At 60.6% G+C, this 16,592-nt stretch carries 15 protein-coding genes and 1 tRNA gene; 2 read left to right on the forward strand and 14 right to left on the reverse strand.

Features of this window, described 5'->3' with window-relative positions:
* Positions 1-60: 60 nt before the first annotated feature.
* The 4 genes from cydB to BST12_RS06625 form a co-directional block, all read right to left on the reverse strand.
* Positions 61-1,110: a cytochrome d ubiquinol oxidase subunit II gene (gene cydB / locus BST12_RS06610; protein WP_083112272.1), complete on the reverse strand. Its 1,050-nt coding sequence runs from the start codon at positions 1,108-1,110 to the stop codon at positions 61-63.
* 20 nt (positions 1,111-1,130) lie between these two features.
* The gene (locus BST12_RS06615; RefSeq protein ID WP_083112274.1) at positions 1,131-2,588 is read right to left on the reverse strand and encodes a cytochrome ubiquinol oxidase subunit I; all 1,458 of its coding nucleotides are present in this window, start codon (positions 2,586-2,588) and stop codon (positions 1,131-1,133) included.
* A 72-nt stretch (positions 2,589-2,660) separates the two neighbouring features.
* Entirely contained in the window at positions 2,661-3,251 is a 591-nt protein-coding gene (locus BST12_RS06620) for an HdeD family acid-resistance protein (protein WP_083112276.1), read from the reverse strand.
* Between the two features lie 28 nt (positions 3,252-3,279).
* Positions 3,280-4,620, reverse strand: coding sequence for an adenylate/guanylate cyclase domain-containing protein (locus BST12_RS06625; RefSeq protein ID WP_083112278.1), 1,341 nt, complete (start codon positions 4,618-4,620; stop codon positions 3,280-3,282).
* Positions 4,621-4,835: 215 nt separating this feature from the next.
* On the opposite strand from BST12_RS06625, the gene BST12_RS06630 reads away from it, so the two are divergent.
* Positions 4,836-8,297, forward strand: coding sequence for a beta strand repeat-containing protein (locus tag BST12_RS06630; protein ID WP_083112280.1), 3,462 nt, complete (start codon positions 4,836-4,838; stop codon positions 8,295-8,297).
* Between the two features lie 49 nt (positions 8,298-8,346).
* Here BST12_RS06630 and BST12_RS31905 read toward each other — a convergent pair.
* Positions 8,347-8,449, reverse strand: a tRNA-Ser gene (locus BST12_RS31905).
* A gap of 144 nt (positions 8,450-8,593) precedes the next feature.
* On the opposite strand from BST12_RS31905, the gene BST12_RS06635 reads away from it, so the two are divergent.
* On the forward strand, positions 8,594-8,917 hold the full coding sequence (locus BST12_RS06635) for a DUF6907 domain-containing protein (protein WP_083112282.1): 324 nt from the start codon (positions 8,594-8,596) through the stop codon (positions 8,915-8,917).
* Between the two features lie 227 nt (positions 8,918-9,144).
* Here the strand turns inward: BST12_RS06635 and BST12_RS06640 are convergent, their stop codons facing one another.
* From BST12_RS06640 to BST12_RS06685, 9 genes are all read right to left on the reverse strand, one after another.
* A complete protein-coding gene (locus BST12_RS06640) occupies positions 9,145-9,468 on the reverse strand; it encodes a hypothetical protein (protein ID WP_083112284.1) in 324 nt (107 codons plus the stop codon).
* The gene (locus BST12_RS06645; protein WP_083112385.1) at positions 9,469-10,344 is read right to left on the reverse strand and encodes a phage major capsid protein; all 876 of its coding nucleotides are present in this window, start codon (positions 10,342-10,344) and stop codon (positions 9,469-9,471) included.
* 108 nt (positions 10,345-10,452) lie between these two features.
* A complete protein-coding gene (locus tag BST12_RS06650; RefSeq protein WP_245850105.1) occupies positions 10,453-10,905 on the reverse strand; it encodes a hypothetical protein in 453 nt (150 codons plus the stop codon).
* Positions 10,906-10,909: 4 nt separating this feature from the next.
* Positions 10,910-12,265, reverse strand: a complete 1,356-nt coding sequence (locus BST12_RS06655) for a phage portal protein (protein WP_083112287.1) — start codon at positions 12,263-12,265, stop codon at positions 10,910-10,912.
* The gene (locus BST12_RS06660; protein ID WP_083112289.1) at positions 12,262-13,725 is read right to left on the reverse strand and encodes a terminase large subunit domain-containing protein; all 1,464 of its coding nucleotides are present in this window, start codon (positions 13,723-13,725) and stop codon (positions 12,262-12,264) included. The genes BST12_RS06655 and BST12_RS06660 overlap by 4 nt, the downstream gene beginning before the upstream one ends.
* A gap of 307 nt (positions 13,726-14,032) precedes the next feature.
* Entirely contained in the window at positions 14,033-14,386 is a 354-nt protein-coding gene (locus tag BST12_RS34815) for an HNH endonuclease (RefSeq protein ID WP_083112291.1), read from the reverse strand.
* A gap of 682 nt (positions 14,387-15,068) precedes the next feature.
* Entirely contained in the window at positions 15,069-15,275 is a 207-nt protein-coding gene (locus BST12_RS06675; protein ID WP_083112296.1) for a hypothetical protein, read from the reverse strand.
* Positions 15,272-15,532, reverse strand: a complete 261-nt coding sequence (locus tag BST12_RS06680) for a hypothetical protein (RefSeq protein ID WP_139801518.1) — start codon at positions 15,530-15,532, stop codon at positions 15,272-15,274. The genes BST12_RS06675 and BST12_RS06680 overlap by 4 nt, the downstream gene beginning before the upstream one ends.
* Positions 15,513-16,058: a helix-turn-helix domain-containing protein gene (locus BST12_RS06685; protein ID WP_083112301.1), complete on the reverse strand. Its 546-nt coding sequence runs from the start codon at positions 16,056-16,058 to the stop codon at positions 15,513-15,515. Before BST12_RS06685 ends, BST12_RS06680 begins: the two co-directional genes overlap by 20 nt.
* Between the last annotated feature and the right edge of the window lie 534 nt (positions 16,059-16,592).

Raw genomic sequence — 16,592 nt, forward strand, 5'->3', positions numbered from 1 at the left:
CTCTCGAGGCCCGCAGCAGGCGTGGATCCAGCGGCGCCCGCGTTGTAGAGGCTCTAGCGCTCAGGATGGTCGCCTGGTCAGGCCGATCGACGCCGGTATCCGCTCGGCTGAAATCCGTTGCCGGAAAACCCAATACGTCCATCCCTGGTACACCACGGTCAGCGGAGCGAAGATCGCGGTGACCCAGGTCATGATCTTGAGCGTGTACGGAGTCGAGGAGGCGTTGTATATCGTCACGCTCCATTGCTCGTTCAGTGTCGAAGGCACCAGATCTGGGTACAGCGCACCGAACAGCAGCACCACGACGGCGGCCACGACCAGCAGCACGCACACGAACGCCCAGCCGTCGGAGGCGCGTCGCCACACCAGCAGCACCGCCGCCAACTGTGCGACCACCGCCACTCCCAGCGCCGCCCACGTCCACTGCTTGCCGTACACCAGCTGCGTCCAAACCCCAAATCCGGCAACCAATCCCGTCACCGGCAGGGCAAGCCACAAGCCGATGCGGTAGGCACTGTCCCGGATCGGGCCCGCGGTCTTCAAAGCCAGGAACACCGCGCCGTAGAACAAGAACAGGCCGGTGGTCGCCAAGCCGCCAAGCAGCGTGTAGACGTTGAGCACGTCGGTGATGGACAGGTGAATGTGACCGTTGGCGTCCACCGGAAGCCCGCGCACCAGAATCGCGAACGCCACGCCCCACAGCAAGGCGGGCAGCCACGACCCGGCCGCGAGGCCGAAATCGGCCCAGCCGCGCCACTTGGTGTCGTCGACCTTGCCGCGCCATTCGATGGACACCACGCGCAGGATCATGCCGAACAAGATGGCGAGCAGCGGCAGATACAGCGTGGAGAACACGGTGGCATACCACCCGGGAAAAGCGGCGAACATCGCTGCGCCCCCGGTGATCAGCCAGACCTCGTTGCCGTCCCAGACCGGGCCGATGGTGTTGAGCGCCGCGCGCCGGTTGGCTTCTCTATCGCCTTTGTTGTCCGAGCCGACCCGGGCCAGCGGCTCCATCAACATGCCCACGCCGAAGTCGAAGCCCTCGAGGACGAAGAAGCCGAGGAACAGCACCCCGATAATGCCGAACCAAATTTGTTGAAGTCCCACTGGCCAGCTCCTATCTAGGGTCAGTAAGCGAACGACAGGGGAGCCACCTCGTCGTCGCTGGGTGCTTGGGGCGCAGCGGGTTCCGCATCGTGTTCCTGCGGGCCTTCGACGATGTAGCGCTTGAGCAGCCAGAACCAGACGACTGCGAGCACCCCGTAGATCAGCGTGAACGTCGCCAACGAGGTGACCACCATGGCGGGAGCGTGGTTTGACACACCTTGGGCCACGGTGAGTCGCAGCTGTTGATCGCCGGTGGGATTCGGAACGACAATCCAAGGCTGGCGGCCCATTTCGGTGAATACCCAGCCGGCGCTGTTGGCCAAGAACGGTGTGGGGATGGTGAGCAGCGCGAACCAGGCGAACCAGCGCTGATTCGGGATCCGGCCGCCGCGGGTCAGCCATAGCGCCAGCAACGCGAACAGCACCGGAATCGCCAGCAGACCAATCATGATGCGGAACGACCAGTAGGTGACGAACAGGTTGGGCCGGTAGTCGTTGGGCCCGAACCGCTGTTGGTAGTCCTGCTGGATGTTGCGCACGCCTTGCAGCGTGACGCCGTCGGTGAGGCCTTCGGCCAGGAACGGCAGCACGTAGGGCACCTCGATGACGCGGGTGAGGCTGTCGCAGTTGTTCTGCCTGCCGACGGTCAGGATGGAGAAGTTGGGATCGGTCTGGGTGTCGCACAACGATTCCGCCGAAGCCATTTTCATCGGCTGTTGCCGGAACATCAGCTTGCCCTGATAGTCGCCGGTGAAGAACAGGCCGGCGGTGGCGGCCAGCGCAACCCAACATCCCAGGATGGTCGCGGGGCGATACATCGCGCGGGTGCCGGGGTCGACGGTCGAGGTCCGGGAGCGGACCAACCACCAGGCGCTGACGGCGGCGACGAAGGTTGCTGCCGTCAGCAGGGCGCCGCTGACCGCGTGCAAGAACGCCCACTGCGCGGTGTTGTTGGTGAGCAGCGCGAAGATGCTGTTCAGTTCGGCGCGGCCGGTGGCCGGGTTGTAGTGCGCGCCAACCGGATGCTGCATGAAGGAGTTCGCCGCGATGATGAAGAACGCCGAGACGTTGACCCCGATCGCGACGATCCAGATACACGCCAGATGCACCAGTTTGGGCAGCCTGCTCCAGCCGAAGATCCACAACCCGATGAAGGTGGACTCGAAGAAGAAGGCGGCCAGGCCTTCCATGGCCAGCGGGGCCCCGAACACGTCGCCGACGAACCGCGAGTACTCGCTCCAGTTCATCCCGAACTGAAATTCCTGCACGATTCCCGTCGCCACGCCGATGGCGAAGTTGATCAAGAACAACTTGCCGAAGAACTTGGTGAGGCGATACCAGGCGACGTTGTCGGTGACCACCCACGCCGTCTGCATCACCGCGAGCAGCGGTGCCAGCCCGATGGTGAGCGGCACGAAAATGAAGTGGTAGACGGTGGTGATACCGAACTGCCACCGCGATATGTCGACGACATTCATTGTCATCTCCCGATGCTGCGGCGGGTTACAAAACAGGTACGACGGAGTGTAGTAGACGGGCCGGGGCCGACGCTACTGTTGCAGCGATTGCGATGCCTTGCGAATGCCGAACGCCGAGACGATCTCGAAGACGCCGATCACGACCAGCCAGACGCCGACCACGATCGCCAAGGTGATGATCGACGCGAAGGGTGACGCCATGACGACGATGCCGGCGATCAAACTGAGCAGGCCGACGAAAATCGACCATCCCCGGCCGGGCAGCGTCGGGTCGCTGATGGCCGACACCGTCGTTGCGACACCGCGGAAGATGAACCCGATGCCGATCCAGATGGCCAGCAACAGCACGGCATTACCGAAATGCCGGAAGGCCAGCACGGCCAGGATCAGTGCGGCGGCCCCGCTGATGAACAGCAGGATCCGGCTGCCGGCCGAAACATGCAACGCGAACGCGAACGCGACCTGTGCGATACCGGTCAGCACCAGGTAGACCCCGAACGCGATGGCTGCGGCCAGCACCGATATTTGCGGCCAGGCCAGCACCAGGACACCGAGGACCACTGATAGAACCCCGGAGACCAGCGTCGATTTCCACAAATGCGGTAGCAAACTTGGGACAGGGAGGGGTGCAGGGCTTGCTTGCATGGCACCAGTGTGACGCATGTGACGGTTCTGGTACAGGGGCTAAGGGTCAGACTCGTGCGGTGCGCGGGTCCTCGGCTACCAGGTGGCCGGGTTCTTCGGCCTGTTTGGGGGCCTTGCGGCCCACGAGGTACCACGTGCGCATGGCGCCTTTGCCTTTGACGTCGATGACCCCGCGCTCTCGCAGCACGAACTCATCCTTCAGGCGCTGGTAGACGGCGTCGGGCACCTGGATCTGCCCCACCGAGTCGGTGGATTCCATCCGCGAGGCGACATTGACCGCGTCGCCCCATACGTCGTAGAAGAACCGGCGAGAACCCACCACACCAGCGACCACCGGACCGGTGGCCAAGCCCACCCGTAGCGGCACGGATCGCCCGTGCGGATCCTTCAGCTCGGCGGCGACGGCGACCATGTCGAGGGCAAAATCGGCCAGCGCTTCGACGTGGTCGGGCCGGGGCCGGGGAACACCGCTGACGACCATGTAGGAGTCGCCGCTGACCTTGATTTTTTCCAGCTGATGCTTGTCCACGAGTCCGTCGAACGCGCTGTATAGGCGGTCCAGAAAGCGCACCAGATCGGCTGGCGCGGTGCTGCTGGCGCGCTCGGTGAAGCCGACGATGTCGGCGAACAGCACCGAGGCCTCGTCGTACTTGTCGGCGATGACATTGCGCTCGGGCTCTTTGAGCCGCTCGGCGATGCTGGCCGGCAACATGTTGGCCAGCAGTGCCTCCGAGCGCTCGTGCTCGGCCTCCATGGCCGCTTCGGCGCGTGCCGTGTCGCGCAGCGCGAACCAGACGGTCACCACCACCACCACGCACGCGGACACCGTGGTGATGACGAAGCCCATCGACTGGGCCCAGGCCGGCTGCAGTCCGGTGTCGCGCGGAATCAGGAACTCCGAGGCGATGACCAGGCCCGCTGCGGTCGCGGCCAGGACACTGGCCAGCACGATGTGCTCAACGCCCAGCACCAGCACGACCAGGCAGGTGCCGACGATGAAAAACAGCTGGGCGCCTGATCCGGTTCCGACTTCCCAGGCACTGGCGAACACGGTGACGTAGGCAGCCGCAATGAAGGTCAGGGGAGCCACCAATTCTCCGAAGCGGTGCAGCATGGGGATGCTGGCGAAGATCAGCCCGGCCGCGAGGTTGATCGAAATGACCTGCCAGAGCCACGAGCCCATCAGCAATTGCGCGGCCACGAAGCTGGTCGTCACGACAACCGACATCCAGGCGGCGATGCTGAGTATCCGGGCCCGGCGTGCAGCAATGGCTGCGTAGTGCTGGTTAGGAGCGCCGGCATGAGCGCGAGCGGCCGCCACGCAGTCCGGACGCTGCTGCGACCCGTCGGCTCCTGTTAGTGGGGCGCCACATTTCTTAGCCACCACGAATCACAGCGTAACCTTTGAGCTCGACGTTCACCGGACGTCTTCGGGCACCTTCCGATTTCACGCGTAAACCGGGCGCGAACAGCTTGAGCAAACCTCAAGTGCCTTGCCTGGGGCGGGCATATGATGCGTTCCTGCCAACTGGTCGGTGGAGAGCCGGCTGAGCGTTCTGACCTGGTAGGACGAAGCGGTGCCGACCGATCGCGAGGTGTCAGATGTCATTTGTGAGCGCAGCATCGCAGGCGATGATGGCCGCCGCGGGCAACTTATCCGGGATCGGGGACGGCATCAGGGCGGCTAGCGTGTTGGCGGCGCCATCGACCACGACGATTGCGCCCGCGGCAGCCGATGAGGTATCGACGGCTATTACGACGTTGTTTGGCACCCTCGCGGCGGATTTTCAGGCGCTCAGCACACAGACGGTGGCCTTTCACACCAGCTTGGTACAAACGCTGCTTAACAATGCGAGCACTTATGCGGGCGCCGAGGCCGCCAGCGCAAGTTCGCTAGCCGCGGCTTCAGCGACCACCCTCAGCCAATCGGCGTGGCACGCGGTCAATGAGGTTGCGATCTTAACGGGGGCTTCTTTTGCCTTCTCATCCGACGGACAGCATGGAGTTCAGGTGGGCACTGCGCAGGCCGGCAGCGCCCCAGGCGGCACCGCAATCGCTATCGGCGACGGTGCCACGGCCTTTGCCGGACAAAACGGCGTCGCGGCTACCCTGAACGGCCACGCCATGGCCAGCGGTCCGCGCTCCACAGCGATTGGCATCAACGGCAGCGCCATGGCCGGAGGCAACTCCGACCTCGCCTTCGGCTTCAACGGCAACGCCACCACGGCGGGGCCCACTAGCGGCAACCCCGCAAACAATCTGGCCATCGGCATCGACGCCCCGGCTACTGCCGGGTACGGCGTCAAAAACGTAGCCGTTGGAATCGAGGGCCCTGCCACCGCCGGAAGCATTGGCAGTGGTGGATTCGGCGCTGGCAACGTCGCGTTCAGTTACTCCGGCCAGGCCGCCGCGGTCAATGGCAACAACAACCAAGCCTTCGCCTTATTCGGTAATGCCAAGGCCGTCGCCCAAAACACCAGCAACAGTGTTGCCACCGCGGTGGGCGGCGGCTATGCCGTTATCGAGGGCGGGACTAACAACGTCGCCACTGTCGTGGGCGCCAACAGCGTGGCCTCAATCCCGATTGGCAACCACAACCATGCACTGGTGGTGGGCTCCGGTAGCGAGGCCGATGCCGGTGGCGGCGACAACAACGTCGCCGTTGTCTTCGGCTCCGGTAGCACCGCGCAGGCCGGCTTCCCCGGCAACTACGACCGCGCCGCCGCCTACTTCAATAACGCTCACGCGTACGCTACCGGCGGCGACCACCTCAGAGACATCAAGTTCGGTCCCACGATTTCGATGTTCGCCGCGCAGACGGCCGCCCTCCAGCAAACGGCGTTCAACACCGTCAATGACGCCGCCAACCTAATGGGCGTCAATTTCGCCTTCTCGTCCAACGGAGTAGGTATTCATTTCGGCTCCGCCGGGGCCATTAGTTCCTCGGGGGGCACCGCAATCGCCCTCGGCGCCAATGCCTATGCCGACGCCGGGACCAACGCCTTCGCAGCTGCCATCGGCGGAGGTTCCCCCGGGTACAACCCCCGGGCCATCGCCGGCCCGTCCGCCACCGCGATCGCCATCAACAGCGACGCCGAGGCCAACGGCAACTCCGACACCGCCGTCGGTATCAACGCCCAGGCCTACACAAAGGCCGGCTTCGGATCAAACACCGCCATCGCCCTCAACCGGCCGGCCGCCATCTTCGGGGGCAGTGGCAACACGGCCGTCGCCATCAACGGCCCTGCCACCGCCGGTGGGTATGTGAACCCAGCCCAAACGGTGGGCGCCAACAACGACATGGCCATCAGCTTCTATGGCCAGGCCACTGCAATCAACGGCGACAGCAACACCGCCATTGCCGCGTTCGGTAACAGCACCGCGGTCGCCGGGGTCAACGCCCCGAACGGCGTGAGCCACTCGACCGCGTTCGCGATGGGCGGCGGCGATGCCGAGATCTTGGCCGGCACCAACAGTTCCGCTACCGCTGTGGGCAACCACAGCGTTGCCACGGTCCAAGCCGGGAGCACCGACAATAACCACGCCTACGCCATCGGCGCCACCAGCGTGGCCAAGATCCAAGGCGGCACCGGCAACATAGCCGTCGCCGATGGCTTCGGCAGCGAGGCCGACGCCGGCGGCGGCGACCACAACACCGCCATCGTCCTGGGCACGCAAAGCTCGGCGAAGGCCGGCTTGGCCGGCGGAAACGACGTCGCCGTCGCTGTCTTCCACGACGTCCACGCGGCGGCTACCGGCGGCAGCAATCTAAGCGACATCAGGATCGACCACCTGCTTGCGACGACGCTCCCGCCGGTCAATTCGATTGATTTCGCCTTCTCGTCCAACGGGCAGGGGGGTCTGCAATACGGCACCGCAACGGCCCAAAGCGCCGCAGGCGGCACCGCAGTCGCCATCGGCCCCTGGTCGCGCGCCAACTCCGGCACCAACGGCTTCGCATTTGCCATGGGCCAAAGCTCGGATGCGCTAACCGGCCCCGCCTCGGTTGGGCTTGCCGTCAACGGGGTTGCAGCGCCCCTTGGCGCCAACGATCTCGCCGTCGCCATCAATGGCTTTGCCGGCACTCCCCAAGGCGGGCCCGTTGGCATGAACAACACCGCCATCGCCATCAACAACTTTCCCGGGGCCCAAGTCGCCGGCGGGAACCAGAACCTGGCCCTTGCACTCTTGGGACCCGCCACCGTGGGCGGCACCAGCAACGTGGCCCTCAGCTTGAACGGCCAGGCCTCCGCGACCGGTGGCAGCAGCAACGTCGCCACCGCCTTCTTTGCGAACAGCAACGCCGTCGTCCAGAACGCCGGCAACAGCTATGCCACCGCCATGGGTGGCGGGGATGCTGAGGTCTTGGCCGGCACGAATAACTTCGCCACCGCGGTGGGCATGAACACCGTTGCCAACGTTGCGAACCCCACCGGTGGCGCAAACTTCAACTACAACCACGCCTTCGCCGTAGGCGGCGGCCATGCCCAGGTGATTGTCGGTAACAACAACGACGCCACGGCCATTGGTGGCGGCAGTGCTGCCGGGGTCCTTATCGACGGGACCGAAAACTACACCGGAGGATTCAACCGCGCCACCGCCCTGGGCGGCGGGAACGCCCAGGTCTCCGTCATCGCGGACAACACCAACAACAACACTGCCTACGCCTCGGGTCCCGGGAGCAATGCCAAAGCCCTGTTCGGCGTCAACAACGTTGCCTTCGTCGCGGGCTCCGGCACGGTTCAAAGCAGCTTCGGCAACAACAATATTGGCGTCGCCCTGGGTACCCAGAACACTGTCCAGACGGGCGGCATAGGCGACCACAACGTCGCGTTCATCCTGGGGTCCGGTGGTAGCGCCTCGGCTGTTTCTGGCAACCAAAACGTTGCCATCGTCTTGGGCTCCAGGCCCACGTTCTTCGGCACCGTTCTGGCCGACGCCGGCTACGGCAACAACGACCTCGCAATCGGTATCCGCTTCATCGGTGGCACCATGGCGCAGGCTACCGGCGCCAGCAACCTGACCGACATTGCATTCGGCCCGTTCCACTTCAGAAGGCCGTAGGGCGACTCTAGAAAACGCGGCTGACCAGCCACGATCCACCTCAAGTAACTGGTGCCCTCGGTGAGATTCGAACTCACACTGTACGGGTTTTGAATCCGTTTATTTTGGCGTTTGTGGCGTTGCTGGGAATGGGCGAGTCCACGTACCAGGGCTATATGCAGCACATACGCCCGATTAGACGGTTTGGGAAAGTTGGCTAGATTTGCGACTTTCGGTGCTATCTGTGTACGTATTGTGTACGCTGAACCGTATCCTCGGTAAACCCCTGCCGACACCAACCGGAAAGGACTCGGAAGATGACCACGATAGAAAGCCATCTTGCCGCCTGGCATGCCCGCAACGCGGAGCTGAACGCGGCCGTCCCCCTACCGGACAGCTTCGCCGAGGGGGGTGTTTGGGAGGATGATGAGGACGGCTCGTGGACCCGCTCGCTCTTTGGCATCGAGCACGGCGCAGCTGTCCGTGTGTCCGTCGGCGCTTTCCAGAGCGAGGACGGGCGCATCCTTGAGCCAAACGTGTGGGTGGAGATTGATAAGCAGTTTGGCGGCCTTGATCCCGCTGGCGCGCGGCAGGTTGCGGCGGACCTCCTGAGGGCTGCGGACGAAGTTGAGCGCCTGTAGGCGTACTAAACCCTTTAAAGAGGAACACCCCCCGCTAAATGGCTGAAAACGGGGGGTGTTCTCTTTTGCACGGACTGCGCCCTACATACGTGTTTCCCGTGCGATCCCGCTGGGCCAACTACAGGCGAAAAACCAGCGGAAAGTTTTGCTCAACCCCCGGACAAAAGCAACAAACCGGGGGGAGCGTCAACCCCAGGGGAAAGGCGGCCCCTAGGATGAGTTTTCTATCAGATCGCCACCACTCGATAACGCTGAAGGACCAGCAGCTCACTGACAGACCATGCGAAGGGTGCGGCGGCATAGTTGGCACTGTTGGGGCCGTAGGTTTCGCCTACTGATACCTGACGACTGTGCGCGAGCAAACGCGCTGCGGCGCAGACGATTACGCTCTCAATGTCGCTATTGGGCACGCCATCGGTGAATCCGAGGCCACGTGTGTAGGCGGAAGCCATCGAGGTCACTACAGAGAGAACTGCATTCGCCTGGGCGGTGTCAACCGTTTGGCGCGGACCTAGGAACGCCGAAAGGTCCGACGCCGTTGGTGCAGCCATTTAGGCCTCAGTCAAAAGTGTTACAGCCTCAGGTTGCAAAAGCCCTGTGTCGTAACGGGTTACAACGCGGATACCAACAGAGTCGTAGTCGCCCCAGGTCTGGTCCAGAATCTTCACTTCGGCGTCCACGTCGCGCACAACGACAACCTTGGAGAAATCCACAAGTGCCACACGGTTTTTCGTGGAGACGGCGGGAATGTTGTCGGTGATGATGACCGGCAGACCGAAAATCTGGAAGGCGGTGCCGCCCTGAATGGTGCTCGGATCGAACAGGTACTGGCGGAAGTCCTGATCGGATGTTTCGCCGGGGTTGGCGATCTTCAGCTTGCGTAGGGTGGCGAAGGATGAACTGGTCATCACCCAATGTGTAGGACTGACCTTGTTGCCCATCGCGGTCGCCAGGCCGTCAATCAAGCTGTCGGCGTCGGTTAGATCAAGCGTGCCGGTGGCAATCGAGCTTGCCCGCAGAATGCCCTTAATAGTGTTTGACGTGCCCGTGCCGTCCCACAGGGCGGCATCTAGGGCGTTAGAAACATCGGTGATCAGGCGTTGCTGCAATACCGCGTCCAAGCCAATGACGGACTGCCTCACAAGCTCATTCGAGACGCGGACAAGAACCTTCAGTGATTTCAGCGTGGACGGCAGCAGGTCGATCTCATCGAGAGTCACATCGCCGTCGCTGATTTGCGAGCCCTCGGCGACGAATCCGGCGGTCACGCCCGAGGCGATGCGGGGGATACGGACCGGGCTAGCGGAGTCGAGAATTGTCGGCCCTGCGGCCAGAAATGTCGACCCCTGTTCTAGGGGCTGAACCAATAGCTGCGCAATCTGCGACTGGAGAATCGCGGAATTGCCAGAAGTAACTTCAATAGACAATGGGATCCTAAAATAGGAAAGTTGAATGGGGAGAAGACACGTCACCGGGACTGTCAGAATGGCACCAGGCCAGAGAGTTTGCGAGCACCAGGCTCTATATTGATTTTATCAGATTGCGCCTTTTAAGAGGCCCAAAAGACTGACGGGTTCCGCCGTCCCTCTATTTCCCTGCCCGATGTCTCCCGCGATTTTCCTTTTTGCGAAGTACGGGCGGTCAGCAAGTAGCGCGTCGATGGCTTCCGCAAGCTTTTCGGGGTGTTCTATGTGGCTGGAATCGAAGGGAAGATCGGCGGGATTTTCAAGCTTTCCGGTTGCCTTCACCAGTTCGGCGTGCAGCTGTTTTGCCAGTGCGTCGGCGCGGTCTTCGGCTTGCTTGGCGCGGTCCCTATAACCAGCGGATTCCTTGCGCAGATCCTCGACATATGAGCGCGGGAATGTGTCACCAGCGGTTTCGTCGTTATTGCCGCCTGATTGCGTTTCTGGCGCATTTTCCTCCGTCGCGGCCACTTCCGTATTAGGAGGCATGTTTTCGTCGTTCTGCGTTGATTCCTGATCGTCCATGCGACTACCTATCGCTCAGGCCGGAAATGTACCGGCCGAATTTAATGTCTGCCGAAATGGCGGCGTCTTGTTCCAACTGGGCTAATTCGGCCTCGATTTGATCAGCGCTGAAACCCAGTCTGGCTAGGGTGGTTCGGCGGCTTAACAAGCCACTGGTGAAATATTTGACCGCAGCATCAGCTTCTGCCGCTGTTGAGGCTGTTCCGGGGTTGCACCACACAACCTGTATTTCGGGCACATTGGACGGTTGGACGCGGTTGCGGACGGCAACCATCAATCGGCCGACCTGCGACCACGACTTGCCGAAAATCTGTTGCCGAGCTTCGGCTTTCGAGGTCAGACCGGACTCACCCGCAAGTAGTGCCTCGGCGCTGGTGGGCTGGTCCGCCAACACCCCCAGCATCGATCCGGGAAGTGCGGAGACGGCCTGAATCTGTGTCAGCAGGATTCTGACGGCGGATTCATAGCCTGCCAAATCCCCAGCGGGCAGCGAGCCGAATTTGGCCGCAGGGTCCTCCGCAATCCATGCACGGGTAACGTCGTCAGTTAGGGGGTTGGCCAATTCGACCTGCGGGTTTCCGTTGCCATCCAAAACCGGCAGCCCGTCGGAATCCAATAGTGGCTTTTCAATGGGTATTAGGCCGGTGGCATAACGGCGCGGCATTCCGGTGAATTCCGAGGAGACCAACATGTCGGCTAAGATTTTGTTGAGGGCATCACAAAGTGGGGCCAAATCATCTATCTCCGACGCCCCACAGCCCAAAATACGGTCTGAATTCACAATCGGAACAACCGGCACCACGCCCAAGGGATTGGGGATTTCCTCGATCAGGTCGAATCCTGCGGTCGCCGCGCCGGGAGTTTTTGCCCGCCAATGTTCAATTCTGTCGGGGAAATATGCCATCGCGTGGGTTTCGGTCTTGGTGCGCCATCGTTTGACGGCGCTCGTGACTTCCCTGGTAGCAGGGTCGGTGATGACTGCGACCTGTTTCGCCGACTCCACCGTTGCGGATGGATTATCGGCTTTATCCGACCAAACGATCACATACGAAGCCCCGAATAGTAAAGCTTCGCGGTGCGCAGCGGCCGAAGCTATCTCTAAATCGTTCCTGAGCCAATCTGACCAAATTTGGTCGTCGCCAGTGAACCCGGTGATACGCAATCTCTCGGCCAAAGATGTGACTGCTAATCGGGGGATGTTGCTACACATTCTCCCTAGACGGTCACCTAATGCTGTGCGCTGTTCGGGCGCCAAGAATGCGAGCTGTTGCGTGCCGGTGTAGTAACGTTCAAGTTCGCAGTATCGGTGTTGCGGCGCGTCTAATGTTTGGATCAGTTCAACGAGATTATCGCTGGTCATCTAAAGGCCCAGGCTCTATTCTTTTTGGGTCGTTGTGTCCCTAACCACACACAGCGCGAGTTGCACATAATCAACGCGGCTATGGCGTCTATCTTCGCGGACTTGCGGCGGCGGGACGATTTATCAATGGTGATTCCACTGTTTGTTTCGATCAGTTTCGCGGCCAATACATGCCGCCTTAAATTGTCATTCCCGGAATGGGTGAAGTTCTTGTTCATGGCGGCTGAATAGACATCGGCGACAGCTTTGGTGGCCCTACTCGGGGACCACGGAAATTCGGCAACGGGAATATTTTCCTGGGCTAATACTTGCAGGGTCCGATTCCACCTAAAAGGGTCAGCAACCAATTCGCGCACATTGTATTTTCTGCACGCCTGTCTAATGGCGTCCTCGACTGCCAAAACATCAATCCTGAAATCAGGCGAGCCGTCGCCCTCCCAGATGTTCAACAGATCAAAATGGGGAGTGGCCGAGACGGTGCCTACCACCAATGCTGTCGAGTCCGCTGCGCTGCCGCCGAAACTGCCGTCCAGGGAGAGCACAACTTCTGTGCCGTTTTTAATCGCTTCACCCGTGGAAAGGTCGTCCCAAGCGTCCGCTGTCAGGAATGGTGACTCGTTGGACTCGACGAATTGGCACAGGCGCTTTCTCCGATAGTCGTTCTCGGGCACGGTGCGGGCGTCGCGCTCGAAAACGTCGATCGACAAAAAATCGCCATACGCGGGATTTGATAATTCGATGCAATGGTCACAGAGCATGTCGTGGTGTTGGAATTCGTCCGCGGAGAATTCGCGCCAGGTAATGAAGTCGTCCCCCAGCTCCCGGTGAAGATTCCGCCAAGTGACCAGTGGCGAGTCCTGCATTTCAGCTGGGGGATTACCGATCCCGACTAATGTGCTGATGGGCCTTTTTCCCTGAGCCAGCATCAGCGTTGAAACCGTCTCCTGGGGTACCACCTGCAATTCGTCCACCAGGGCTAGGGAGAAGTCCAACCCCTCTAAGCTCTCGGCCTCTGAGGGCATTGCTTCCAGGGTCGAGAGGGTGCGGGGGTAGTAGACGGATTCCTTCATTACCTGGCAGCGTGAATACAACTCCGGGCTCCGCTGGACCATCATCCTGGCGACGTTGAACAGGATTGTTGCCTGTTTTTGGTTGCGGGCGCACACAACGATGTGACCCCCGTCGGGGCCTGTAAATAGTTCGTAGAGGGCCCAACATGCCAGCAAAGAGGATTTGCCGTTTCCGCGACCGATCATCCAACCCGCCAAACGGGGCCTAGGATCTGCGTCCATTACCGAGGAAACGAGATCAATTTGCCAATCGCGCAGGATTACCGGCTTGCCGGCGTTGTGTCCCTTCGGCACTTTTAAGAACCGTTTGCAGAATTGTCTGAATCGCTCGGATTCCGTGCCACGTGGGCGCCAGGGTAATGGCGAGGCATCCACGGGCTTGAGGCGCATAATTAGCTTCTTTTTTGGAAATTGGCAGTGAAATTAAACAAGTTTGCTGTGCTGACCTGCTATTTTGCTGTTAAAGAACAGCTCCGAGCTTCAGCCGTACCGTCGAGTGGACCACCCTATACCCCTACCCCCCACCCTCGCAGCATTACATATAAGTGCAGGTCAAAGGCCTAATATGGCTGATGTTGGTCGCCGTTTGCCGGGGGTATACGGTCTGGTCGGCTTAATCCTGCTGGAGTTCAGCCCATCCGCGAGGCTGTGACCTGCGGAAATGCGGGGCGTTTCATGGAGTTTGCAAAAGCCCAGGTCAGCGGGATTTAGCCTGTCGCTGCTTGCGTGCCTCGATGGCATCCAAGACAGTTTGCTGGCGCCATTGTGGCCACGGCTTTCGGGAGGCGTTGCACGCGTTGCACAGGACGGCGATGTTCTCGCGCACGTAGGCAAGGTCGGGGCGTTCCCTTACTGGGTGGACGTGCTCAGCAGTGAGCCGTGTTGTACTGCCGCATCGCTCGCAGATGGGAGATGCTCTGCGTACCGACTTGCTGAGTTGTCTCCAGCGCCAGGAGGCGTGAACAGGGTTCGGGGCCTTGCGGTATTTGGGCTTGCAGTTGCCACACCGGCTATTGAGTGTCGGTGTGCCGCAAATGAGGCAAGGCTTCATCGGATCTCGCGGATTCCATATCGAATGCCACCGATGTAGACGTTGTTGGCTGCCCAATTGCCCAGCGACGTGCGGCCTATCTTCGCCCGTGCAGAGCGCCAGCGTTCCTCTAGGTCTTGATCTGGTGGCCAGTACATGCGTGTGGAAATGTCAATATTCTCGCCGTCAACGATCTCGTCAAATGTGGCCGCGAAATCCTTCCAGCTCTCGTAAGGCAGAACTTCGCACTCACCCCAAAACGCGAAAGTCTTGGTGCTTTCGGGGAGGATTCCGAATCTCCGAAATCCGACTATCCCGGCCGCGCCACGATGCACAATCGAGTCCAATTTCTTCCCGGCCGACGTGAATCGCCTTCTCGACTTTGGGTATCGCAGGTATCGACATGCCGAGGTGGAATACACCGCGCACGATTTATGCAGGGGTCCGAACAACGCAGTTGTGTACACCGCCCCATGCCTGAGGTGCGACCCCAAGTCCGGGTTTCCGAGTGGACCGGCGAAAATCTGATATACCGGCCCATTAATAAGACAGCCGCACACGTCGCAGTGGCGGGATGAGGAAAGTACAAGCCGCCGCTTATCGCAGGTAGCGTTGCCGCCCGGATAGCTTGATGCCGATGACGGAAGGTGCGGCCGGTCCTTCTGTCTGGGCACCCTGGCAATCCAGGGTGGCTCGGGAAGGCTCAGTTTTCGAACTCGTATTCTATGCCCTTTGTTAAGCATTCCTGCGCCCGGAGAATCAGCGCCGATAAATGCTCTTGGCCTAATGCAAATGTCGCGCTGTCACCCCTCAAATTGCGAACATGCAACAGGTGCACCGGCTCGCCATCCATGACAATGCTGGAAAGGCCGATTTCCTTCAAAAGGATTACATCTAACGCTTGGCTCATTCGTCAAACCAATCGGTCCGCCGTTCAATCATCCGCAAAAGCGCCGCCCGGCATTCCTCACGCAACTCTTCGCCCTCGTACGCGACGGCAGCGAATCGCGCAAGCGCATCGGCCAGGGCGAATCCGTCATCGCAAACACCGCAAATTTTCCGGACATGCTCCCGGTACAAATCCCGCTCGTCACGGTCGTCCGTCATGTGCGCGACAAAAAGCAACAGCGCAAATCTTTCTGTGTCCCTATTGGAGAGCAGCTGCAAGTTGGCCCTCCATCGGCAGAGAATTAGGCCGGGTGTTGCGGTGGCAGTTCTCGTGCCAGCCGGCACCCGTTGATATGTATCGGATGCCCACCGGATTTAGGCCTTTGTGGATGTCGCGGTAATCAATCTCAAGTGCTTTTCCGCATCCGGGACAATTGTCGTCAGGGTCGTTGGCGACCGGCCACAATGCGTTTTCCGGCCCGGTGCCATCTGAGACGCGGATTTCGCGGCCTGCGGGATTTTTCAAAGTTGGAGCTTGCTCGCCGGGGAGGGCCAGGGAATACACGGTTGCCCGCCCGCGACCGCCCCCCTTTTCCTTGATCAGATATCCCATCTCCTCAAGCCAGGCGAGTTGCTTCCGGACTGCCCTCACGGTTAGGCCCGTATCCTCACTGAGGCGTTCGGCTCCCGGATATGCGTTGCGGCCGTTTTCGTCGGAGTAGTTCCACATCTCAACCAGAACCCGGTAGGCGGATGGGGGAATTGTCCTACCTCTCAGGCTTTTGAGGTACGCGAATTTATCCATCGTAACCGACAATCAGATTCGACTTGACCTGATGTCTTAATAGCCGGTCGGCCAGCATGGTTCGCAAAAAGGCTTGTGGGGTCATTTCCAGCCCTTTGGCCCGTTCGCGAATGGACTCATCCATCCATGCCGGTAGTCGCAGGTATATCGCACGTTCCATGTTCTGCTCCGAAATTCGCAGATTAGCGAAGAAATGGGATTATTCCCTTCGTTTATATGATATCACGGGAATCGCAATGGGGGTCGTAAAGTCCATTCTATCCCCTATTGCCTCTTCTCCTCCCTGCCGCGCGAAGCGCCCCTGCTAGCAACTCGGCCACGCTACTGCGCAACATCGAGAACTATCGCATTGCCCTCCCAAGTCCGCGCTCAAGACCCTTTGACGGGTTTGACGGGGTTTTAGCCCCGATGCGCCATAGAAGGCGTTTGAGGGGCATTTGAGGCGGTTTTCGAGAAAATTCGCTGATTTGATAATGATTTGTTAATGATCTGATGGGGTGAACGGCGGTGCACTGTTTTCGGACACTACGGTGC

The organism is Mycobacterium angelicum, from assembly GCF_002086155.1.
Taxonomy (GTDB): domain Bacteria; phylum Actinomycetota; class Actinomycetes; order Mycobacteriales; family Mycobacteriaceae; genus Mycobacterium; species Mycobacterium angelicum.